We start from the raw sequence: 22,849 nt of genomic DNA, 5'->3' as shown, positions 1-22,849 counted from the left end.
CATCGGTACGCGTGTAGAAGACCCCTTACCCGCAGTAATCACTTCGACGGAGGATTAAATGGTCTCATCAGTAGCGGGGCGGAAACGCCTCGCGGTTTTGTCCGGTATGCTCGCGCTCGCACTTGCGGCCTGCGAAGGCCCCACGGGCCCGGACGGGCCCGCCGGTCCAACTGGCCCTGCCGGCCCAACCGGTCCAACCGGACCCGGTGGTGCACCGGGCACTCCTGGTGCTCCCGGAGCGCCTGTCGCTGGACGCACCATATTCGCTATTGATGGCACCAACAACCTGATGTCGTTCGGGGTGTTCACCCCGGATCGCATCATTGCCAAGGTCGCGATCACCGGCCTCGCTGCCGGCGAGACGATTGTCGGTATCGACTTCCGGCCGGCGAACGGCGATCTGGTCGCCGTGAGCTCGACAAGCCGGATTTACACGCTCAACTCAACCAGCGGCGCCGCAACGGCAGTCGGCACAGCTTTCACGCCGGGACTCTCCGGCACGGCATTCGGAGTTGGCTTCAATCCGGTCCCGGACCGGCTTCGGATTCACACCAACGCTGATCAGAATCTCCGGATTAACCAGATTACCGGAGCTCTGGCCGCGGTCGATACGGTCCTGGCCTACATCCCGGGTGACATCAACGCGGGACAGAATCCGAACATCGTCGGCACAGCCTACACGAATAGCGTACGGCCTGCGCCGGTCGCGACCGATCTGTTCGCGATCGACTCCAACCGCGACGCGCTCGTGTTCCTGGTGAGCCCGAACGGCGGAACCATACGCACTATCGGCGCACTCAATTTCGACACCAGCGAAGATGTCGGATTCGACATCGCTGGAGATACTGATATCGCGTACGCCTCCCTGACGGCAATGTCGGCGCCGGGAGGACCATCACGCCTCTACCAGATCAACCTGCGAACCGGCAACGCGACGTTACTGGGCTCCATCAACAATCCCACGCCGATCAGGAGTATCGCGGTCGCGCCGTAACCTTTTCGCCTGATTGCTGCTCAGAGGGAATACGGGCGTGAGCCATACCGACTCGCGCCCGTGTTCCGTTTCGTCTGGCAGTCACTTGCCACACAACGTTACGAAATCTTTTCTGTCCGCCAGGCAATGCTCAGGGTTGCCGTTCTTCCGCCAGGTCTGCGAGCTTTCCAGTACTCGCCGTAGTTGGCAACCAGGTTACAGTGGCGTGGTCGGAACAGAGCGCCCAAGCCGCGGATCACGAAAGGAAAATGGCGCCTGACATGAAGACTCCGAAATCCGTGAAACCATTGCATGCCATCGGTGAGAGCCAGATCATGGTTCGCGCCGGAAGTATTGAATGAGCCGAAGGTGCAACCGCGTATCCCTGGTGCTGGCTGCGTGCGGCGCGATCGCCTGCAGCGGGATGGAGGAACGCTTCAAGCCGATGGCGATCGGCGATCCCGTGCCCGCGTACGCCACCCGCACGCTGGCCGGTGACTCTGCGCGCGTCGGCGACGGGCAGCCACAGCCACTGACGCTGCTCAATATCTGGGCGACATGGTGCGTACCATGTCAAAGGGAGTTTCCCGACATCGAGCGCATTCACCGCGAGTACGGGCCGAGAGGTTTGCGCGTGCTCGCGGTGAGCGTCGATTCCAATAGTGATGACACGAAGATTCGAGAGTTCATGAGGCGATACCAGGCGACGTTTCTCGTCGGTCATGATGCCGAGGGAATAATCAGGACTCGCTATCAGTCACTTGGAATTCCCGAGAGTTACCTGATCTCGCCGGACGGAAAGCTGTTGTTTAGAAACCCTGGTGCGTTCCCCGAAGGCGCGGCCAAAGTCCGAGCCGCAATCGAGGCAGCGTTGGCGCAGTGACACCGGACCTCGGGTTCGGGGTGGCGTTCACCGCTGGGGTGCTGAGTTTCCTTTCCCCATGCGTGCTGCCGCTAATCCCGAGCTACATCACGTTTCTCTCGGGGCTGAGTGTCGAAGAGGTTGGCCGCGGCCGTCGCACGGCGCTCGTGCATGGATCACTCTTCGTACTCGGATTTACCGCGGTTTTCCTCGCGCTGGGGGCGACGGCGACGGTTCTGGGGCAGGTGATGCTTGCCTATCGGGAGTGGATCAGCCGCATTGGCGGCGTTCTTATCATTCTGTTCGGTCTCTACATGCTCGGCGTATTCAACCTCGGTATGCTCGAGCGCGAACGTCGGGTGCATCTCGCGACCAAACCGGCCGGATATTTCGGGACCGTTCTCGTTGGCATGGCCTTCGGTGCGGGATGGACCCCGTGCATCGGTCCGATATTGGGGTCTGTCCTTATTTACACATCGAGCTCTGCAGATCTCAATCGCGGACTTGCACTGCTGCTGTTTTACTCCATCGGACTGGCGATGCCATTCCTGCTCGCCGCCGTCGCTGTCAACAAATTCATATTCCTCTTCAGAAAAGTCAGCAGGCATATGGCCTGGATTACCAGGGTCAGCGGCACGTTGCTGATCATTGTCGGACTCCTGATGGTCACCAGCGAGTTCGAGCGGCTCTCTTCCTACCTTCAGGGATTCACGCCCGAGTTTCTGAAAAGCCGGCTGTAGTCTTCGGCGAAGCTGAGACAGCCCCGTGTAGTGGCTGAGCCATGGCTCTGCAGATCGGTACCCGCGCTAGCTTTCGCTGTCGGCAGCGACTTCCGCCCGCGATACCGCCAACCTCCCCCCGCGAAAACCGAAACATGAAACCACGTCCGATCATTCTCAGCCTGCTCGGCTTCCTGGCCGTTGCGGAAATCGGTGGCGCTCAGACTCTGTCCTATCCGCAAAGCCGGAAGGCGGAACAAGTCGATACCTACTTTGGTGAAAAAGTCGCTGATCCGTACCGCTGGCTCGAAGAGGAGAAATCTCCTGAAACCACCAGGTGGGTGGAGGAGCAGAACAAGGTCGCCTTCGGTTATCTGGAAAAGATTCCCTACCGTGCGGCGGTCAAGAGCCGGTTGGAGAAACTCTACAATTATCAGCGCTTCAGCGCCCCCTCGAGAAACGGTGAGTATTTCGTATTCTCGAAGAACGACGGGCTTCAGAATCAGAGCGTTCTCTACATTCAGAAGGGCCTCGACGGAAAGGCGGATCTGCTGCTCGATCCGAACAAATTGTCGGCGGACGGCACCACACGGCTGGCGGGATTTTCGCTTTCGAAGAATGGCCGCTATGCCGCCTACGGAGTGTCTACCGGCGGTTCCGACTGGACTGAGTTCCGAGTCATGGAAGTGCAGTCTCGAAAAATCCTCCCTGACGTCATCAAGTGGGCGAAAGTTACCGGGACTGCATGGGCTGGAGACGGTTTCTATTACAGCCGGTACGACGCGCCGGATCAGACCAACGCCCTCACATCGAAAAACGAAGGTCACAAGGTCTACTATCACCGCATCGGCACAGCGCAGGAGGCGGACGACCTCGTGTACGAGTTCAAGGCCAACCCGCAGCGATTCCACAACGTCAACACCAGCGAAGATGAACGCTTTGCATTCCTTTCCATCTCGGATCGCGGAAAGGGCAAAAAGGGCAACTCTGTTTTTTATCGTGACCTGACGAAGGGCGAAAAAACCTGGACGCCAATCGTTGCTGAAGTCGGTGACTATCTCTACTACGTTGTCGACAATGTCGGCGACAAACTGCTGATTCAGACGAACGCCGGTTCACCGAACTGGAAGCTCGTGCTGTTCGATCCGAAGAATCCAGCCGAGAAAAACTGGAAGACTGTGCTCGCCGAGCGTGCCGAGCCGCTCGAGGGGGTGAGTACCGCTGGCGGGAAAATCTTTGCGACGTATCTGAAGGACGTCACGACTCGGGCGTACGTTCACGACCTGTCCGGCAAACGCGAAAGCGAGATTGTTTTCCCCGGACCGGGCACTGCATCCGGTTTTGGCGGCAACTTTGACGATCGCTTCATCTTCTACACGTACACTTCCTTCAACGCGCCGCCGACCATCTACCGCTACGACATCGCTTCCCGGAAGTCCTCGGTGTTCCGATCGCCGAAAATCCCGGGCTTCAGCAACGAGGCATACGAAACCCGGCAGGTCTTCTTCAACAGCAAGGACCGCACGAGGGTGCCGATGTTTCTGACTTATCGGAAAGGTATGAAGCTGGACGGTACCAATCCCGTGCTGCTGTACGGTTACGGCGGATTCAACAGCAACACCTCTCCATCATTCAGCGCATTGCGCCTTGCCCTGCTCGAGCAGGGAGTTGTGTACGCATCGGCGAACATGCGAGGCGGGGGCGAGTACGGCGAGAAGTGGCACGAAGCGGGAATGAAGCTGAAGAAGCAGAACGTATTCGATGACTTCATCGCCGCCGCCGAGTATCTGATCTCGAACCGCTACACTTCTCCCGAGCGACTTGCTATTCATGGTGTGTCCAATGGTGGACTGCTGGTCGGGGCGGTTGCCAATCAGCGGCCCGACTTGTTCAAGGCCGTCATTCAGCAGGCGGGAGTGATGGATATGCTCCGCTTCCAGAAATTCACCATCGGCTGGAACTGGATCACCGACTACGGCTCGGCGGACAATGAAGCGGAGTACAGGATTTTGCGGGCGTATTCGCCAATTCACAATATCCGTGCGGGAACGCGCTACCCCGCGACACTAATCACTACTGCGGATCATGACGACCGGGTAGTCCCGGCGCACTCGTACAAATACGCCGCGGCGATGCAGGCGGCGCAGGCGGGAACCAATCCCGTGCTGATACGGATCGACACCAATTCAGGGCATGGTGCGAGCAGTACGACCAAGGCGATCGAGCAGACGGCGGATATCTACTCGTTCATTTTCCAGAATCTGGGGGTCGTTCCAAAATACGTTCAGTAATCTGCGGGAAAACAAAGGGCCACGCTTTGCCCGTGGCCCTTGTCGTTCACTGAAAACTGCGTCCGGCTCCATTTCCAGCTACAGCGCCGTGGAGCACTTCCATGCTTTGGTAGCCAGGCCGGCCCACATTTCGAGTTGCTCGGGCGGCGCCTCGAGCCAGCGTGGCGGAATCGGAGCGAGACGACGGGTCTCCTCGACCGTGGAAAAGCAAAGCCAGCCGTGTTCGAATCCGGTTGAAACTCGCACGTATCCCGGCGATTCCAAAACCCGCCGGTCGCGCGTTCTCCGCTCTACCGCAGGCTGACGGGCAGTACGTCGTCGCTCGGCCATGTTTCGGCGTTCGAGCCGTCGCCGATCCACCTCTGCCGGTGTGATTTGCCACACCTCCCAGCCCACTCCTTTTCTATCGCTGAATCTTCTATAAGTCACTGTGCACACTCCCAGTTTATATCGCAACATCACAAATACATATCATCTAGTAGTATTGCACAGATGGTGCCAATGTTACAAAAGCGTAATCAAGGGCCGCGGCCGGAGAGCGCTTCAATATCTGCATCGGTAAGGGGGCCGCGACCACAGCCACACCGTGCCTGATCGGAGCGTGACTGAGTGGCGTCATCTGCTTCATCCACGGCCAGCGCTGGTGCGGGTTCGAGAACCCGATCCCTGCCGCATTTTTCACACAGGCGGATTAAAACGGGCGTTGCGTCGCTCATAACTGATCCTGACAAATTGTTGAGGCGTGCTGGTTTGGCCGGCGTCGAAAATGCGTCAGTGACGAATGCTCGCGAATCCCGGACACACTACAGCTTTTTCTCAAAGACAAATGAAGCTGCGCCGCGGAAGTATGTCAGCCGTGTTCCCCTGAAGTAACCGTTGTAGGAATTCCGGCTGCTATCGGTGAGTGTGATCTCCTTGCCGTATAATCCCTCGACGACCGAGTAACTGCCAGTGGTTGTGTCGGTAGTTCTGGTTTTGACCTGAGCCGCACGCAGCATCGTCTCGAGATTTCTGATTTCGACGAAAGTCATGTCGTCGCGGAGGGTCATTGTGGCGCTCGCAATGAATACTTCCTCAGTTGGGCTCCCGATCAGGAGTTGAGGTACGCCGGCAAGGCTGTAAAGGCCGGAGAGCCCCGTCGCCGCCACCGGCGCGCTCGCGGGCTCAGCGCATGCGAGTAGGGCGAATATTGATGTGGTCACGAAGAGGCGCGATATTCTCATTTGTTCAGTTCCTCTGATGGTCAAAGTGGGTTGCCTCAATTTCGATTCGGTTGCCGCCTGCCGGATCCTGGGCGATCACGCCCGGCAGGATGCGATGACGCCGCCGGGACGATGCGATGACCGACCGGATCTGCATCCTTAGCGGTTGAGGATTGACACTTTCTGCCAACTTTCCTTGCCGATAATTGCCCCCAGGACGGCTCCCGCCGGGGGCCCGAAAAGAAGGCCTGCTGCGGGTGCCAGATTCGCGTCGTTTCCCGTGTCGCAAATGGAAACACATGCCACGCCAAGTCCGACGCCCGCCAGCAGCCCAATGACGGCACCTCGCCATGCTCCACTGCCGCGGCTCCGGCCCGTGCTGAGCTCTACTGACTTGAGGGCAGAGAAGGGAACGACGATCTGGTCGCCGGTTTTCTGCTCGGCGATTTTCAATGAGGCCTGATCGAGCTCTGACACGGCCCCAATGAACCTGCGCGGCAATATCTCAGGGGCGCTGATGCGGACGCGGGTGCCGACGCTTAGGTCGGGGATCGATGCCTGCGCCGCCGAGGTGTTTGACACAAACGGGAGAATCGCGCAGAAAAGTAAAGGGAAACGCATCTTCGACTCCTCGAGGGAGATTGGGTAGCAGTGGTGCAGATCAGATTGAACGGCACTCGTCGTCGGCAGGCCTCTTATTCGCTGCTGCTCCGGAACAAGGTCGTCGATTTGCGGCGGCTTCAAATACGTCAGATGACGTAGACAACGGGTTAAATCAGTGTCGACCGCTGAAAGGAGAGCATCGCGGTCCTCGTGGTCTGCAGGCAGCTGGAACGAAGAATCGCCTCCGAGCACCGGGGGGCAGGGAGGCGACGAGAGAGGAAAATGCGCCCGGAGGGGCTCGAACCCCCATCCTTCTGATCCGAAGTCAGCGGCAGGGGGAAACCATTAACGATATTCTGCCGGACTTCAGAAGGACTACGAGCGTCGGTGCCGTAGAATCCCGACATTCCCGCCACACTTTGCCGTTCGAAACGGCCCTACAAACGGCCCCCTGCCGGATTCCTCCGTGAGCGAAGAAAGCCGCAGGAAACCCCACTGGAAATTGGAAATACTCTGATGCTGAGTGGTTTAACTCAAAAGCAGCAACGGTTCGTGGATGAGTATCTCGTCGATTTGAACGCTACTCAGGCGGCTATTCGCGCCGGATACAGCCGGCGTCAAAGACAACCTCGGTGCCTTGCGACCGCGCCCTCACTTGCTGTGGCCGCGCGATCCCAGGGTCCAGGCGCCGGATGTGGCGATCCCCGCGGCGCTCGTCGTAGTGGTTACGCCGGCAATGGTGCCGCCACCGGCCACGATGTCGAACCTGACCGGAACCCCCGCTATCGGGTTGAGAAAGGAATCCGTGAGTTTGACCGACAGGGGCTTTACCAGCGCCAAGCCGGCAAGGCCGAACTGATTATTTCCTTCGACCGGCGCGATCCGGGAAGCCGGGGGCTCGAAAGTAACTGTACATGCCGCCGCCGCCAGCATCAGCACGAAGGCCAATCGCCGCGCGACCTGGCGCTGTCGCACGAATTCGAGAACAGCGAGCATGCGCGGGAACACGGAATCCTGACCGGTCACGAATTTTCCTCTGAAAATGGCTCAGCCATTGAAGCAACGGCCTTACGTCTCTTGAGTGTGCGAGTCGGATGATGTACCGTCCCACTGACTCACACCACACCGTGCCCGCCTCACAGGGGCCATGACAGGACCGATGCTCCCATCGCCACAGGATTCCATCACTGGTCTGCTCCGGGCGGTCGAGCGCGGAAACCGCGATGCGCTCGACACCCTATTTCCGCTCGTCTATGACGAGCTGAGCCGGCTCGCACATCATCAACGGCGGATGTGGCACGGAGATATCACGCTCAATACGACGGCACTCGTACACGAGGCGTACCTGAAGCTAGTTGATCAGGAACGACTGCCCGCCGAAAGCCGAACTCACTTCTTCTCGGTTGCCGCGAAGGCGATGCGCCACATACTGTGCAACTACGCTCGCGATCGTCACAGGCAGAAACGCGGCGGCGACGCCGTACACATCAGCCTCGGTCCGACGCACGACCTTGCCGCGCAGATCGCGATCACCGACGACCACGCCGAGACACTCGAGGTGCTCGATGTCGCGCTCAAGCGACTGGAGCAGGTTGCCGAACGACAGGCGCGTGTCGTGGAATGCCGCTTCTTCGGAGGCCTGAGCGTAGACGATACCGCGGCCGCGCTCGGGATTTCACCCCGCACCGCCAAGCGCGACTGGACCTTCGCGCGCGCGTGGCTCCTGCGCGAAATGCAGCTCGAGCCCGGCGCCGGCGGTTAGGCCAAGGCGCATGGACGATTCCCGGTTGGAGCGACTCATCACCCTGTTCGACCAGGCGCTACCCGTGCCGCAATCCCGGCGCGCCGAATTTCTGGAGAGCGCGTGCGCCGGCGACGCAGCGCTCAGACAGGAGCTCGACTCTCTGCTCGCAGCGCACGACTCAGCCGGCGGGTATTTCGAAGATCTCGGCGCCAGGATTGTCTCTCCCGCGTACGCTGCGGTTGCGGGAACCTCTGGCTCGGGTGCCGACCCGGCGCTGCCTGCGCAGCTCGAAGCGGCGCTGGCCGGCAGCTACCGGTTCGAGCGCGAGCTCGGTGGCGGATCGATGAGCCGCGTCTTCCTGGCGGAGGAGATCAAGCTCGGCCGCAAGGTAGTGATCAAGGTGCTTCCACCCGAACTGGCTGTAAGCGTGAGCACGGATCGGTTCCGACGCGAAATTCAGTTCGCTGCGCAGCTGCAACATTCGCACATAGTGCCGGTGCTGGCGAGCGAGTCAGAGGGGGCGCTGCTGTACTACACCATGCCGTTCGTTGCGGGCGAGTCCCTGCGCGCGCGGCTGGCGCGCGACGGCGCTCTGGAAACGCGGGATGCGGTGCGGATCTGGAGCGACGTGCTGGACGCCCTGTCGTACGCGCACAGCAAAGGAGTGATGCACCGCGACATCAAGCCGGCGAACATTCTTGTCGGAGAGAGGAACGCACTCGTCACCGACTTCGGGATTGCCCGCGCGCTCGAGGCCGCGACCAGTGACGCCGACGCGACCGCTACCGGCCTGACGATCGGGACTCCAGCATACATGGCGCCCGAGCAGGTCACGGGGGACCGCGACGCCAGCCATCGCGTGGACATCTACGCCGCCGGCCTCGTGATGTACGAAATGCTGGAAGGGCGGTCTCCCTTCCGCGGTGAATCGACGCGCGAGATCGTGCTCGCGCGCCTCAACGCCGTTCCGGCTCGCGTAAGCAGACCGGACTGTCCGCCGGAGCTTGCGGAGCTGGTGATGAGCTGCCTGGCGCAGGAACCGGCGGCGCGACCGGCGAGCGCGGCGGCGGTTCTTGCGAGCCTCGAGTCACTGCCCACCAACGTAGGACAGTCCGCAAGCTCACAAGCCCCCGCGAACGGATCAACGTCAAAGCAGTCGCGGCGACAAATGGCGTATGCCCTCGGCGCACTGGCGCTGGCGCTTGTGGTGTTTGGGGCGACACAGCTGCGCCGCGCCTCAATTGAACTGGATCTGCCGCCGACGGGTACGGCGCCTTCGATCGCAGTGCTGCCTCTCATGAATCTCAGCACTGACACGCGCGGCGCGGCGCTGGCGGACGGCATGACGGAAGAGCTGATCGCAACGATAAGCAGAGCTGGCAACGTCCGGGTGATCGCGAGCACATCGGTTTTCGCGCTCAGAGGTCGGAACATGGATGTACGCCAGATCGCGGAAAGCCTGCGCGTGTCGCACGTGCTCGAAGGGGGAATTCAGACGGCTGGGTCGCGGCTGCGAATGCAGATTCGGCTGGTGGATGCGCGCGACGGTTCCACCCGGTGGTCGGAAACCTATGACCGGGGGCTCGGCGACATCTTCGCAATGCAGGACGACATCGCGCGCGCAGTCGCACGCGAGCTTGATGTTCGGCTGGGGAGCGCGGGGGGCTCCAGCGCGAGCGCCGCCGCGAGCGCGCCCCGCCGCTACACCCCGAACGTCGCGGCGTACGAGTGGTACTTGCGAGGGATGAACACGGCCTTGTTGCGCAGCGACGTGGGGCGCCAGCAAGGCCTGGATTACTTCAATCGCGCCATCGCGGCCGATTCAAACTTCGCCGCCGCATACGCCGCGCTGGCACACCGTTATTTGGGGTGGACAGGTCCGGAGCAGACTCGACGCGATTGGATCGCAAAGGCTCACGAGGCAGCGCTCAAAGCCGTAGCGCTCGACAGCTCTCTTGCCGAAGCCCGGGTCGCGCTCGGCTGGACGCTGCAGGCCGATCGGCAATACGCGGCGGCCGAAGCGGAGCTGGAGCGCGCCGTCGCGCTCGATCCGAACGTGCGTCGCGGGTATGAAGGCCTGGCGCGAGTATACATGTGGCTCCAGCGGCCAGCCGAGCAGCTGGCCGCTGCGAAGATAGGCGAACAGACAGACCCGCTCTCTGCCTCTGCGATACGGGAGCTGGCGCTGGCGCTGATGGTTAACGGTCGTTGTGACGAGGCGCTGCAACGACTGCTCCCGCTGAAATCCCTGAGCCCGCCGGCCAGCGTGGCCGGGGTGATACGCGGGCAGTGCTACGCGGAAAAGGAGATGTGGCGTGAAGCCATCGCCGAGTTCCGCTGGGCCGTGGAGGCACAATCGGCATCATCGGGGGCCGCATTGGCGTTTCTCGGATATGCGCTGGCGCGGTCAGGCGAGCGTGAGGAAGCGACTGCTATCCTCTCGGACCTCCAGGCCGGACGCAAGCGCAGTGATGGTGCCTTCGGGATCGCGACGATTTACGCGGGGCTCGGTGAGTACGACAGGGCCTTCGCGTGGCTGGACAAAGCGGTTGACGAAGGCAGCGTACGGATATACCTCATGGGTCCGATGTTCGCGGACCTACGCCGCGATTCGCGGTTCGAGCGGCTCAAGAGGCGACTGCGTATGCCGAGGCAGTAGCGCTACGGTCTCCATGCGGGTTGGCTCCCTGACGAAAGTATGCAGCCGCAAGCCCGCTCTGACTCAGGTGAGCGCATCAGCGGCGCCATGTCGGGCTCGCACCATTAGCGATGAGCATGCGCTCGTTGGTGCCGTCCACCTGAACCGCCGAAACGGACATAGACCATCCATTTATTCCGAACGACTCCTTAGTGAAGGCGATTGTGCTCCCATCCGGCGACCATGTAGGCTCCGAGACGGAGGAACGTCCCTTCGGGCCACGAGCGATCAGTCGTATTTCGGTGGCGCCGGGCTCTAACACTCCGATGGCGGTGTCGCAGCTCCCCCCCCCCTCCTCATCCAAGTCGCAGTTGTTCTCGATAACCATGACGGCGATGCTACGACCGTCGGGCGACCAGGCCGGGCCACTGAACCCGCGACCATTACCCGCCGAAATGAGTGATGTCAGGCCTGTGCCATCCACGTTGACGCGATCGATGCCCCCCCGGTTATTGTCGAATGCGATGCGCAATCCGTCAGGCGACCACGTTGGATTCCACCCCGCTGTGAGCCGGAGCGGCGGCTTGCCATCGGCGTCGGCGCTCATCACGTAGATGCCGAATCCCATTGGCTCCAGCTTGGCCACGGCGAGCTGTCGGCCATCGGGTGACCATGTTGGATGAAAATAGTTCCCATCGGTCGTGCGCGGGGTCAACTCGCCGCCCGCCCTGATGATGTGAATGTCGAAACGGTTTTGAGCGAACCGCACGAAGGCGACGCGAGATCCGTCGGGAGACCACTCAGGATTCCTAACGTGAGTATCTCCGCTCATGCTCTGCGTGATCTGCACCGGCTTCGGATTATCGACGGCAGAGCGAAAGAGGTTGCCCGGCCCCCCGGCGAAGATGATGACCGATTGGGCAGCTTCGGGGTCATCGCAGCCCCACGCGATGGACGCACAGGCTCGGGCGTCAAAGACAACCTCGGTGCCTTGCGACCGCGCCCTCACTTGCTGTGGGCCACGCGATCCTAGGGTCCATGCGCCGGATGTGGCGATCCCCGCGGCGCTCGTCGTCGCGGTTCCGCCGGCAATCGTGCCGCCACCGGCCACGATGTCGAACCTGACCGGAACCCCCGCTATCGGGTTGAGAAAGGAATCCGTGAGTTTGACCGACAGGGGCTTTGCCAGCGCCAGGCCGGCAAGGCCGAACTGATTATTTCCTTCGACCGGCGCGATTCGGGAGGCCGGGGGCTCGAAAATATCTGTACATGCCGCCGCCGCCAGCGTCAGCACGGAAGCCAATCGCCGCGCGACCTGGCGCTGTCGCACGAATTCGAGCACCGCGAACAGGCGCGGCAACCTGGAATCTTGAGCGGTCATGGATCTTCCTCTGGAAGGGCGTTTTTGAGTGTGCGCGTTCCCGGGGGTAGCGTCTCCCTGCTTCACATCACACCGGGTTCATGTAAAAGGGCCATCCAGAGCGGGGGCCGGCGCGCGCCGCGTTCCCTAGAAGCGGTACCGCAGCGCGAGCTGGAGCTGGAAGGCGGACTCGGCCTGGACAGTCGTCCAATCCGGCCGCGTTGCGTCAAAGCGGAAAATGGGCTGGGTCGCTCCCGCTGCTCCTGTTGTCTGCCCGACGTGCTCGAGGATCCGCGGATCCGCTACGCGATAGCGCCCCCACCGCCCGCTCAACAGGTTGAGCACGTTGGAAACCTCGAGCTGCGCCTCTACCGCGCGGGTACCGACCGGGACCGTGTGGCGCACTGACGCGATCGTCGTATGCGACCACGGCTCGCGGCAGCTGTTGCGCTCGAGGATGCGTCCTCGCTGTATTCTGAGGCAGGGCGTGCGCTCGATACGTTGCTCGAACGCATCCGCCTGCTGCTCCACGGTGACCGTACCGGTGGACGCACCCGGCCCAGCAGCCGGCACGGAAAATGGCAAGAACAGCATCTCCGCTGGATCGCGCGCGTCGCGGGGAACGTAGATAGGATCGTTCGCGTTCGACCCGTCGGCATTGAGGTCCCCCCGGCGGTTTACGCCCGTCGCGAGGTAGGTGAAGGGTCCGCCCGATTCGCCTACGTAATAAAATGCGAACGTGGTAGCGCGGCGCAGCCAGGGCGCGGCGTACGCGAGCGCCGCAGTTGCGCGGTGCGGTATGTCGTTCAGGGAAATACCGCGAGCTGCGTCCTCGTGGCGGCCTGACGTGGCGCGCGCGTCGGCCCACAGGATGATCCCCGGGCTGTTGACGCGGCTCGGTGACTGCACGTCCCGCACGCGCGAATGCGTGTACGACACGCTCCCCCCCACCCCACCCGCCAACCGCCTTTCCACGCGCGCCGAAAGCTGCTGCGAGTAATTCCGCCCGGTGTTTCTCAGATCTATCACCTCGGAGAAGCGGCCCGCGCGCAGCGCCGGCGCTGGAACGCCGTTCGCGCCGATGGTGCCGTACAATACCCGGCCGAAGCGATCTTCCGCCTGCGGGCCGCGCAGATTCAGGTTCACGAACATGAAATCCGAAAGACCGCGACTGACGAGAGCTTCACCGGTAGCCAGCAGTCCCCACGGCAGCTTACGGTCGTACGCAACGGACCCTCGCAGCGATTGCGCCATTCGCAGAGTCCGATCGAGCAGATCCACTTCCCCTGAGCGAGCGGTGAGCGGACTCGGGGATGAATGCCGGCGCGGGGCCGGCGTCGGTCGGTAAGGGCCCGCATCTGAGGGTTTCGATTCCGAGGCCGTAGCTCAAAATTGCTGGAACGAACCAGGCCAGCGGCGGGCGCCCGGTGAAGACGCCGATCCCGCCTCGGATACGGTCGCGGCCGTGGCCGAAGAGGTCCCAGCTGAATCCGAGGCGCGGAGAAATGTGCGCCCGGCTGCGAGGCATCTCGTCAGTGCGGCGCGCGAAGATCGAGTCTACCACGGGGTTGTACGGCGCACGCGAGTCGAGACGCATCACGTCGGCGCGAACGCCCGTCGTTATGGAAAGTCGATCGCCGGCGTGCCATTCATTTCCGACGTACAACGCGTACTGCCTTCCCTCCAATGGGGCGCTTGCGCCACTCAGATCCCTGCGCAGCTCGAACCGCTCGGCGCGTCCGGCCGCCAGGTCATCGAGGCTGGCGAACATCCAGGTACCGTATCTGCGCAGTGCGCCGCGCTGCACCCGAAAGCCCTCGCCCTGCGCGCCGAGCAGCAGCATGTGCCTGCCGCCCCACGGAAGGGTCAGCTCGTCGCGAATGCGGAACGACTGCGAGCGGGCGAACCTCCCCTGCGCCTGCTCGGGCGTCCCGGTGGTGATCGTAACGGCACCACCGCTCGCGCCCGGGACCAGGACGCGCACGAGCGGCTGCGCGACATCCGGCATGGGACCAGAGCGGTCAGTTGCCTGGGACATTACCAGTTCGTTGTGCCCGCCGCCCATGCGGGGCAGCGTAGTGTGGAGCTGGATGGAAGTGAGTAGCACCTGGGTCGCCGAGGCGGACTGATAGCTCGACAGGTAAAAAGTGTCGCGCGCGGCCCGTGAAAACTGATCGCTCTCCATGCGGCCGTAGCGCACGAATCCCATCGCACGGCTGTTCCAACCGGGGATCGTTGCGTCAATTCGAGCGAACAGATTTCTCAGCGGCGTGTCGTTTTTGACCGCGCCCGCCGACCCGGCTTCCAGGCCGTACCCGCGCATGATCTGCCCCATGCGATCGAGATCGGCCTCGCGTACCGGGACTGCCGGCGCCGCCGCAGAGGGCTGGCCGACGTACGGTCCCGGCGCAGGGGAAGTCAGGCGTTGGATTTCCGGCGCTATGAAAAAGTGCGCCCGGTCTCGCACGATTGGCCCGCCGGCGGAGAAGCCGTATTGGAGCCGGTCATATGGCAATGGCGGCGCGAGCTCGCCCCCACGCGCGAGCCGGTCGTTCCGCCAATAGGCGAACGCTGAGCCGTGAAAGTCGTTCGTGCCGGATTGCGTGACTGTGTTGACCAGAGCGCCCGCGAAATCCCCGTACCGGACGTCGTACGGCGCGATCAGCACCTGGAACTCCTTCACCGCGTCGAGGGGGATGGATTTGCCGACGCTGGCGGCCGCCGAAACGCTCCCGTTTACGAAGCGCTCGTCCGCGCCGTTGATGAGAAAGCTATTGAACCGAAGGTTCGCGCCCGCGGCGGACACGCCGCTCCGCTGCAATCCGACCTTTGTGGAGACCTGCGGCGCCAGCGCCACAAAATCATAGAAGTTGCGGTTCAGCGTGGGCAGTCGGTGGACCATCGCTTCCGGAATCACTGTAGTCGCGCCGCTTGCTGACGCCGACGCGTCACGCACGCGACCCGCGACTACCACAGTGTCGAGCGCGACCGGACGTGGCCGCAAAACGAATCGAACGCGCAGCGGTTCCCCGAGCGTGACATAGAGGGGCGCGCTCCGCTGAGGGACGAAGCCGATCTGCCGAATCTCGACAACATATGGGCCACCCACCTCGAGCCCCTGCGCGAGAAAGCGGCCGTGTCGAACGCGCGTGTCGAGGACAAATCCGGTGGCGGACGAGATAACGCGGACCCGCGCTCCATCGATGCTGGCGCCGTCCTCGGAGTCTACTGTTCCATGAATGGCGGCCGTGGTGATTCCCTGTGCGGACGCCTTTCGCGCGCCTATGGAAAGCGCGCCCCCCCAAACCGATATGCCCAACAGAATCGTTCGCAGCCAAACTGCACTCCGACGCATGGTGTGCAGGCGGAGTTCAGCCATTCGTCGGACCTCCCGTCTGCCCACGTTAGACCGACGGTATATGACTGTCAAGAAAAGTCGCGCGCCACGATTACCGGGTTCGCCCATGCTGTAGCACTTTGGTAGTACCAGCAAATTGTGGCGGCAGTAAAAAGGGGGCCGTCGACTGTCTAGGTCACTGCCCCTTATGGATTTTATGCGATGCGCCCGGAGGGGCTCGAACCCCCAACCTTCTGATCCGAAGTCAGATGCTCTATCCGTTGAGCTACGAGCGCTGATGCAATCTACTGCCGGCAGGGTGCCCGCAAATCAGGCCGGGCCTTATCGACCACCACTCTATCGTCCCGATTGGCAAGCGCCACGGCCACATTCTTTACGAAACCAGCAACCTTGGTCAGCCCTTCATAGTTGATGTACTGCGGTTCATCTGTGAGCTGATGGTAGTCCATATGATATCCGCGAGAAAAATATGTGATCGGAATTCCGTACCGCGCATACATGTAATGATCGCTCCGGCAATAGCGGTTAAGGGGATGCCGCGGCGTATCGAACGAGTAGTCGATCAGATACGGCTCACGGCTCCTCGCATTCACCGAATCGACGACATTCCCCAGGTCGGTCGAAAGCCGCCTCGATCCGATCACCTGCAAATTCCGCGGGCCGCCCTTCGGTACATCCGCAGCCGAGCCCCGTCCAACCATGTCCATGTTGAGCTGCGCAACGATCGATTCACGCGGAATTGTAGGGTTCTCGGTGAACCAGGCGGAACCCAGTAACCCGGCCTCTTCGGCGGTGTGCCATACGAAAACGATAGATCGTCTCGGACGAGGCCCGGCAGCGAGCGACTCGGCGATTTCGAGCGCGGCCACAGAGCCGGAGCCGTCGTCGTCAGCACCATTGTAGATGGAATCTGCCCGCGCCGGCGAACGTTGGCGAAGGCTATCGAGAATCACCGCGATACGTGCGATTTGCTCGGGCTTCGGCACTGCTGCTGCCGTCTGCGCGCCCTCCGGCCGCATGACGCGGTTATAGGCGCGGAGAGAATCATGATCAACGGGCCGCGTCGCTGTCCCGAGGTGATCGTTGTGTGCGCCGACAGCAACGAATTCGTTGCGCAATCGCGGGTCAGACCCGCGAAGTATCGCAATGACGTTTCGCGCGGGCGCCTGCGCCGGCAGGTCGGTGAATCCCACTCGCGCCTGAACCTTTGACCCGATCTGTCCAACCCGCATATTCTCCAGCGGAGCGCGCATCAGCTGCGCAGCGGCAGCCCGCGACACAAGGAGCCCCACTGGATTCGAATCGGCCGTGGTATTGATGACTCCGACGCCTCGCCCTCTCAGGCTCGTTGCAGTTGCCGGTGTGACGTAGTCGAGAGCAGCGATGGCAATCGCCGCAGCGCCCGGGAACTGCCGCACCGCAACCGTGGCCGAGGCGGCATAGACACCGCTCGGCCGGCTGTTCACGTCAAGCGGCGCGTCCAGCACGACAATGCGTCCCGCAGCGTCACTGGCGGAAATCACAGCAACGGTATCGCCGGCGCGCCCGCCGTAAATCGCCACGGCGCTGTCCACGGCGAGACGGGCGCCAAGCCGCAAGGTGAGAGTCGGTCTGATTGGAGCAAACCCGGTGAACAGACCCAGCGCCATCCCCCCAGCCCTGATGAACGATGCCGAATCGGCGGACCGTCGAACGAGCGGCAATGTCTGGAACCACGTCCCATTTTCCCCACCGGGCTCCAGGCCGAGCCTTGCTGACTCCGACGCGAGATATTGCGTCATCATAAAATTGCCACGGGTAGCCGATTGTCGGCCGAGCATCGAGTCGTCGGCCACGATAAAGATGCGGGCGCGGACATCGGCGGTCGTGATGTCTTTTGTCGTGCGGACAGGTAAGGCGGGGCCGGGCAGGGGACGGCTTGACGGTGCGCAGGAGATTGCCCCGGATGACAACGCCGTGATCGCGAGGACGATGAACCGCCTCCGTAACTGCAGCGACGCCGTGCTCGCCCGTGATTCGCAACGCGGTGGCTTGCCCGTTGATGTAGATGATGTCGGCGCTGTACACCGCGCACTGCCTGCTGTCATTTGTCTTTCCTGGATTGTTTTTTTCTGGTGGTGCGCCGCTTCCGTCTCACAGGCAGGTGTGGTGCCAGCACGGCGTCGACGTCGGCCGGATCTATCTGAAGGTACGAGTTTTCGCGCCGGCGCAGCAGGCGATAGAGCGAGATAAGCCATGCATTCGGCGTATTCCAGCGTTAGAATTCCGAGTTGTTCGAGGGGACTTTGTACAGCCGGTAGCCGCTGCCCGGTCATCGGCCGCTGGTACTAAAGTTCGTACCCGTTGCCGTGCACGCCAACTGACCCTGCCATGTCTTCGCAACTGTCTTTCGCAGTCCCGGTCCTCGCACCTTTCTTCCTGTTTCTCGCAACCTCGACCGCTGCCGCGCAACACGCCGAGCACACCATCCCTGGCGCTTCGCAACCGACTGCTGCGGCGCAGGGTCCCGGCAAGGGTGGCGCAATGCCGCTGTATCGCGACGCACTCGGACCTTTCACTCGCAGTGCCGGAACGGTCACGCGTGACGCTCAGTCGTATTTCGATCAGGGAATGCAGCTCATGTACGCGTTTGCGCAGGGCGAAGCAGTACGCTCCTTTAATGAAGCCGGCCGTCGCGATTCGACCTGCGCCTCATGCTTCTGGGGCGAGGCCTGGGCCCGTGGCGCGTACCTGAATGCGCCAATGGATTCAACGGGTGGCGCTGCTGCCTACTCCGCGGCGCGACGGGCAAAGGCGCTCGTGACTGCAAACACGAGAGCTGTGGATCGTGCAATGATTGACGCGATGGCCATCCGTTACGCCCCGGACTTTCGCCGTTCGGAGCGCGCGCGGATGGATTCCACCTACTCCGACGCGATGGCGCGTGTACACGCGAAGTTCCCGCGCGACGACGACGTCGCTACGCTTTATGCCGAGTCGCTGATGCTGCTCGAGCCGCGGCGCGGTGTGTGGAGTCTCGAAAAACCGTCGATCAAGCGGATTCATCAGGTTCTCGAAGGCGTGCTGTCCCGCAATCGCGCTCATCCCGGAGCGTGTCACCTCTATGTTCACGCGACTGAAACCACCCCTCATGCCGGCCGCGCTGAATCATGCGCCGAGTTGCTCGGTAGCAGCATTCCTGGTGCGAGCCACATCAATCATATGCCGTCCCATACGTTTAACCGCATTGGCCGGTGGGGCGATGCCGTGCGGGCAAACGTGGCTGCATTTCATTCCGACCAGCGCTCAGCGACCGGCGGCGGATTCGCGATCTATCCGGCGCACAACCTCCATATGCTGCTCTTCTCGGCGTCGATGGATGGCCAGGGTGCGGTAGCTGAGCAGGCCGCTCGTGACTTTGCGAAGCTGGTGCCGGGCGGTGTTTTCTATCGGGCGTTGGTATTGCTGCGGTTCGGCCGGTTCGACGAAATACTGGAGCTCGAGACGCCGCCGACTGACCCGCTTCAGCGCGGGCTCTGGGAGTTCGCGCGGGGATATGCCCACCTGCGGGTGGGGGATGCTGATAATGCGCGCGCGTACCTCGAGCGCGTCGAGCGCACCGGCCGCACCACGCCTGACTCAGTGTCGTTTCGCGGACACACTGCGTCATCGATACTCGGCATTGCGGGCGGCATTCTGCGTGGGGAGTTGGTGCGGAAGCAGGGCAAGCTGGACGAAGCAATTCCATTGTTCGAGCGCGCGGTTTTACTCGAACAAAAACTCCGCTACGATGAACCCGAGCCGCTCAATTTTTCCGCTAGTGACTGGCTCGGCGCTGCACTGCTCGAGAGAGGACGGCCAGTGGACGCCGAGCGGGTCTATCGCGCCGCGCTCGATCACCGGCCGCGGAACGGATGGAGCCTGATAGGATTGGAACAGGCATTGTCAAAACAGGGCCGGGTTGCAGATGCCGCCGAGGTTCATCGTCAGTTCGCTGCGGCCTGGGCCCGGTCGGACACCTGGCTCAGGGCATCGCGGTTCTAGCGGTTTTAGCAACCCCTTTGCCTCCCCGCGTATTTTGGCTCAATGATTGCCTGAGGGGCGGACTACTGGTTCAAACTTTCTCAAAGGAGTGACCCGATGGTGAATCGACTCAAGCTTGCTATCGTTCTTTCTCTCGTCATGTCACTTGCGTCGACGGCGGGAGCTCAGACTACCGCGGACAGTGCCATGAACGCTGGCGCAGTCCCGGTGCAGGTACCGGTTGAAGAGGCCGATACCGATTTTCCATGGGGCCTGCTCGGGCTGCTCGGCCTCGCTGGCCTCATGGGACGCAAGCGGGAAGACAAGACAGTTTATGTGGACCCGGCTACGACAACACGTCCCCGGACGCCGTGACGCACAGGTTCAAGAAAGAGTGTTGAATCTGTAGTCTTTTATTTGGTCCTTCGATTTCGGTACTGCTCGAACGGCGTCGCGTGGTTTCCGCGGCGCCGTTCTGCACATGCAGCCCGCCGTACGTACCAGGTGGTTCGCACTAATCGCCTGTCTTTGAATGCGGGTCAGCGACCGCCTTGGATTGCGGCGAGTGACGCTGGCGCAGGAAAATCGAAAGCAACGTGAGTGCGGCTACCGACAGGAACTCGCTTTGCCAGTTCTGCAGCGATTCGAACCAGAAGCGCGACTTTCCCATGTAGGCAATCGTTGAAACGGCTGAACCGCCGTGGCTCATCTCCTCTGAGCTGTATTCACGAGCGCCGCCATGAGCGTGAAGGAGGAACGACATTGCAAACAGAGCCAGCAGCGCGAGGGTTAAAGAATGCTCGTAGATCCGCAGCACTACGCCGCCGCGGCGCACGGGCCATGGCGAATCGCTTCTTATTTGCTCCCGGGGATCGATGTCCAGCTCTGGTTCGCCTTCCAGCTTCCGCGAGTCCGGCGAGCCTATCTGATACAGATACGCGGAGAGGAATACAAAGGCCGCCATCTGCAGAAATTCCGATTCCCAATTCTCGAAGACGGCCTCGATGAAGTGTCCCGAGCCCAGGTAGCCCACAAGTGCGATCGCTGGTTGTCCATGCTGCAAAGCATTGTCGTTGTAGTCGGCATGACCGACTGCAATCTGCCCGAGCAGCGAGAGAATGAAGAGAGCAAGCATTGCCAGGGATAAGCCGTGACGCTTCATCCAGCCGGCAGCTTCAGGTGATCGTTTCTCGCCGTCTCTGCCGAGGGTGGTTTGCCGATCCTCAGCGCTGTGAAGAGTTGTCATGGGACGACCTATATACTCGCCCTGGCGTGGGCGGTCAATCGCGAAACTGCCTGGAAATCCTGAAGGCACAGCGCATACAAATCGCTCGATCGATTGTCAGGCGCCGGCGGGTGGGGCCTCAGCGCGTACGGTTTGCGAACGGGGTTGCGCGCCCTGAGTAACGCGCGTTGCGTCTTGCTGCGATATCTGCCTGCCGCTTTGTCCGCCGCGTCTGCTTCCAGCCGCCTTGCCAATCTCAATCCGGCGCGGCTGGGGTAAGGCGGCTTTGGGGATGCGGATGGAGAGGATGCCGTTGTTGGCTTCGGCTTCGATCTTGGACTCGTCGAGCCCTTGCGGAAGCTGGAAAGATCGGGTGAACGACCCGTAGCTTCTCTCGACGAGATGGTAGCGACTGTCCTCACCCTCTGTCCGTTCTCCCCTCTTCTCGCCGCGGACAGTCATTACATTTTGTTTTCCGCTGTTATCTCGACGTCATCGGGACGGATGCCGGGCAGCTCGATCTCCAGTCTCAATTCACTGGCCGATTCGGATACGTCTACCGCTGGACTCCAGTTGGTAACGCCGTCACCCCGTGCAAAGGTGACTTCGAACAGTCTGTCGATTTCCCGGCGGAGACCAAACATGGGTGCGGAAAGGCTCGCTCTGTAAAGCATCTATCTTCCTCCTGGTTGAATATGCTGTTGGTGAGCCGGGTGCTGGAAAAGCAACGGGCGTTCCAGGAGATTCTGCCAGTGTGACCGGATGACGGTGGTGCGTTGCACATCCGCCTGTCAATCGGACAAACTGGACTTGTTAAAATGACAGAAGTAGTACGCTTGTGCCGTGCACAAACGCGTGGTTCTGCACGATATGATACAAATAAACGGCGGCCAGATCGTAAGATTCCGGCCGCCGCTTGTAGAATGAAAGTTCAGTTTTGGAGCCGCCAGAGCGGAAAACAACCAAATGGCGGGCGAATCAGGGAGGGCAATGGGACCCTGCTAATGCCGGCTGATCAATACGCGCTGGCGCCCCCGCCGGAAGGAAGAACGTGACGGTCAGTGTTCCCTCGACATCTCCCTCGTTTTCCAAGGTGCCGATCTCTCCACCTTTCTCGAAGTATACGCCCCCTGCCTCATAAACTCTGGTCGTGCAACCCCCGTGGCCATCACCGTGATAGAACGTGAGCGCGCCGGTCTTGACCACAATGACGACAGGACCCGGATGGGAGTGCCATCCTGACGTCCCCCCAGGAACCACGACAACATTTGATACTAAGACATCCGAATTGCTCGTTGACCTGAGCCGAGCGTTGTATCCGTCGGCTTGCGAGAAGACGTCGAAGATTCCGGCGTTTCCGCGAGCCACTGTTGTTGAGGTGAAGCCCAATGCGGCTGTAGTTCTCGGGCCGTCAGCCGGTGGCCGGGTGGTCTCTAGTGGAGTTGTTGATTCCCCGCAGCCAAGCAGTAAAGCCGTCGCAGTGAGCCCCGTCAGTGTGATTCTGAAGCAGTGCATCATACACCTCCTGAGAGAGAGTTACCGATGCCCGAGCGGTGGGAAGGAGAGCCGAGCCCGGCCGTTCTCAGATTCGGTTGGCGTCAAACGCGGGCGTCAGCGAGAATCCAGGCAGTCGTGCTGCTCAGGGGCCGTTCCATGCGAAGCGACCTATAGTACGACGCAATGGTGGCCGCGGCAAGCACTTTTCGGTTGCGTGTCAAGCGCCATTAGAAATGTCCCCGTTCTTACGCCATTAGAAATGTCCCCTTCTGTAAGGGGTTAAGAGAAAGAGTTCTCATTCGTCTTGTTCCGCGGTTTGTATCGGCGCTGCCCGGCTTGTCCGGGCGAGCTCTACCCACCGGCGATGCGTTGCTC

The 22,849-nt window shown here is 61.5% G+C and carries 19 protein-coding genes and 1 tRNA gene; 8 read left to right on the top strand and 12 right to left on the bottom strand.

Annotated elements, in window-relative coordinates; genetic code table 11:
* Window positions 1-58: 58 nt before the first annotated feature.
* From WKF55_14570 to WKF55_14555, 4 genes are all read left to right on the top strand, one after another.
* Complete coding sequence (locus WKF55_14570) at window positions 59-994, top strand: DUF4394 domain-containing protein (protein ID MEJ7760804.1); 936 nt, start codon at window positions 59-61, stop codon at window positions 992-994.
* A 337-nt stretch (window positions 995-1,331) separates the two neighbouring features.
* A complete protein-coding gene (locus WKF55_14565) occupies window positions 1,332-1,856 on the top strand; it encodes a TlpA disulfide reductase family protein (GenBank protein MEJ7760803.1) in 525 nt (174 codons plus the stop codon).
* Complete coding sequence (locus WKF55_14560; protein MEJ7760802.1) at window positions 1,853-2,575, top strand: cytochrome c biogenesis protein CcdA; 723 nt, start codon at window positions 1,853-1,855, stop codon at window positions 2,573-2,575. The genes WKF55_14565 and WKF55_14560 overlap by 4 nt, the downstream gene beginning before the upstream one ends.
* A 134-nt stretch (window positions 2,576-2,709) precedes the next feature.
* The gene (locus WKF55_14555; protein MEJ7760801.1) at window positions 2,710-4,845 is read left to right on the top strand and encodes a prolyl oligopeptidase family serine peptidase; all 2,136 of its coding nucleotides are present in this window, start codon (window positions 2,710-2,712) and stop codon (window positions 4,843-4,845) included.
* Between the two features lie 78 nt (window positions 4,846-4,923).
* Here WKF55_14555 and WKF55_14550 read toward each other — a convergent pair whose 3' ends face one another.
* The 4 genes from WKF55_14550 to WKF55_14535 form a co-directional block, all read right to left on the bottom strand.
* A complete protein-coding gene (locus WKF55_14550; GenBank protein ID MEJ7760800.1) occupies window positions 4,924-5,274 on the bottom strand; it encodes a hypothetical protein in 351 nt (116 codons plus the stop codon).
* A gap of 374 nt (window positions 5,275-5,648) precedes the next feature.
* Complete coding sequence (locus WKF55_14545) at window positions 5,649-6,068, bottom strand: hypothetical protein (GenBank protein ID MEJ7760799.1); 420 nt, start codon at window positions 6,066-6,068, stop codon at window positions 5,649-5,651.
* A gap of 138 nt (window positions 6,069-6,206) precedes the next feature.
* The gene (locus tag WKF55_14540) at window positions 6,207-6,668 is read right to left on the bottom strand and encodes a hypothetical protein (GenBank protein ID MEJ7760798.1); all 462 of its coding nucleotides are present in this window, start codon (window positions 6,666-6,668) and stop codon (window positions 6,207-6,209) included.
* Between the two features lie 633 nt (window positions 6,669-7,301).
* Window positions 7,302-7,676 carry an Ig-like domain-containing protein gene (locus tag WKF55_14535; protein MEJ7760797.1) on the bottom strand — a complete coding sequence of 125 codons (375 nt, stop codon included), beginning with the start codon at window positions 7,674-7,676 and terminating at the stop codon, window positions 7,302-7,304.
* Window positions 7,677-7,809: 133 nt separating this feature from the next.
* Here WKF55_14535 and WKF55_14530 point away from each other — a divergent pair, with 133 nt between their 5' ends.
* Together WKF55_14530 and WKF55_14525 are read left to right on the top strand one after the other, a co-directional pair.
* Entirely contained in the window at window positions 7,810-8,412 is a 603-nt protein-coding gene (locus WKF55_14530; GenBank protein ID MEJ7760796.1) for a sigma-70 family RNA polymerase sigma factor, read from the top strand.
* A 10-nt stretch (window positions 8,413-8,422) separates the two neighbouring features.
* A complete protein-coding gene (locus WKF55_14525) occupies window positions 8,423-11,053 on the top strand; it encodes a protein kinase (protein ID MEJ7760795.1) in 2,631 nt (876 codons plus the stop codon).
* 76 nt (window positions 11,054-11,129) lie between these two features.
* Here WKF55_14525 and WKF55_14520 read toward each other — a convergent pair whose 3' ends face one another.
* From WKF55_14520 to WKF55_14500, 5 genes are all read right to left on the bottom strand, one after another.
* Window positions 11,130-12,413 (bottom strand): hypothetical protein, encoded by a 1,284-nt coding sequence (locus WKF55_14520; protein ID MEJ7760794.1) that lies wholly within the window; start codon window positions 12,411-12,413, stop codon window positions 11,130-11,132.
* A gap of 126 nt (window positions 12,414-12,539) precedes the next feature.
* Window positions 12,540-13,646 carry a hypothetical protein gene (locus tag WKF55_14515; protein MEJ7760793.1) on the bottom strand — a complete coding sequence of 369 codons (1,107 nt, stop codon included), beginning with the start codon at window positions 13,644-13,646 and terminating at the stop codon, window positions 12,540-12,542.
* On the bottom strand, window positions 13,606-15,771 hold the full coding sequence (locus WKF55_14510; GenBank protein MEJ7760792.1) for a TonB-dependent receptor: 2,166 nt from the start codon (window positions 15,769-15,771) through the stop codon (window positions 13,606-13,608). Before WKF55_14510 ends, WKF55_14515 begins: the two co-directional genes overlap by 41 nt.
* 181 nt (window positions 15,772-15,952) lie before the next feature.
* Window positions 15,953-16,025: transfer RNA gene (locus tag WKF55_14505), tRNA-Arg, on the bottom strand.
* 9 nt (window positions 16,026-16,034) lie between these two features.
* Entirely contained in the window at window positions 16,035-17,837 is a 1,803-nt protein-coding gene (locus WKF55_14500; protein MEJ7760791.1) for a M28 family peptidase, read from the bottom strand.
* A gap of 283 nt (window positions 17,838-18,120) precedes the next feature.
* Here WKF55_14500 and WKF55_14495 point away from each other — a divergent pair, with 283 nt between their 5' ends.
* Together WKF55_14495 and WKF55_14490 are read left to right on the top strand one after the other, a co-directional pair.
* The gene (locus tag WKF55_14495) at window positions 18,121-19,773 is read left to right on the top strand and encodes a tetratricopeptide repeat protein (GenBank protein MEJ7760790.1); all 1,653 of its coding nucleotides are present in this window, start codon (window positions 18,121-18,123) and stop codon (window positions 19,771-19,773) included.
* A 96-nt stretch (window positions 19,774-19,869) separates the two neighbouring features.
* Entirely contained in the window at window positions 19,870-20,127 is a 258-nt protein-coding gene (locus WKF55_14490; GenBank protein ID MEJ7760789.1) for a WGxxGxxG family protein, read from the top strand.
* Window positions 20,128-20,266: 139 nt separating this feature from the next.
* Here the strand turns inward: WKF55_14490 and WKF55_14485 are convergent, their stop codons facing one another.
* The 3 genes from WKF55_14485 to WKF55_14475 form a co-directional block, all read right to left on the bottom strand.
* A complete protein-coding gene (locus tag WKF55_14485; protein ID MEJ7760788.1) occupies window positions 20,267-20,998 on the bottom strand; it encodes a DUF6766 family protein in 732 nt (243 codons plus the stop codon).
* Between the two features lie 96 nt (window positions 20,999-21,094).
* Window positions 21,095-21,439: an Hsp20/alpha crystallin family protein gene (locus WKF55_14480; GenBank protein ID MEJ7760787.1), complete on the bottom strand. Its 345-nt coding sequence runs from the start codon at window positions 21,437-21,439 to the stop codon at window positions 21,095-21,097.
* Complete coding sequence (locus tag WKF55_14475) at window positions 21,439-21,651, bottom strand: hypothetical protein (protein ID MEJ7760786.1); 213 nt, start codon at window positions 21,649-21,651, stop codon at window positions 21,439-21,441. Before WKF55_14475 ends, WKF55_14480 begins: the two co-directional genes overlap by 1 nt.
* Between the last annotated feature and the right edge of the window lie 1,198 nt (window positions 21,652-22,849).

This window comes from Gemmatimonadaceae bacterium (genome assembly GCA_037721215.1).
GTDB lineage: Bacteria > Gemmatimonadota > Gemmatimonadetes > Gemmatimonadales > Gemmatimonadaceae > UBA4720.
This window is presented reverse-complemented; position numbering and strand designations above follow the sequence as displayed.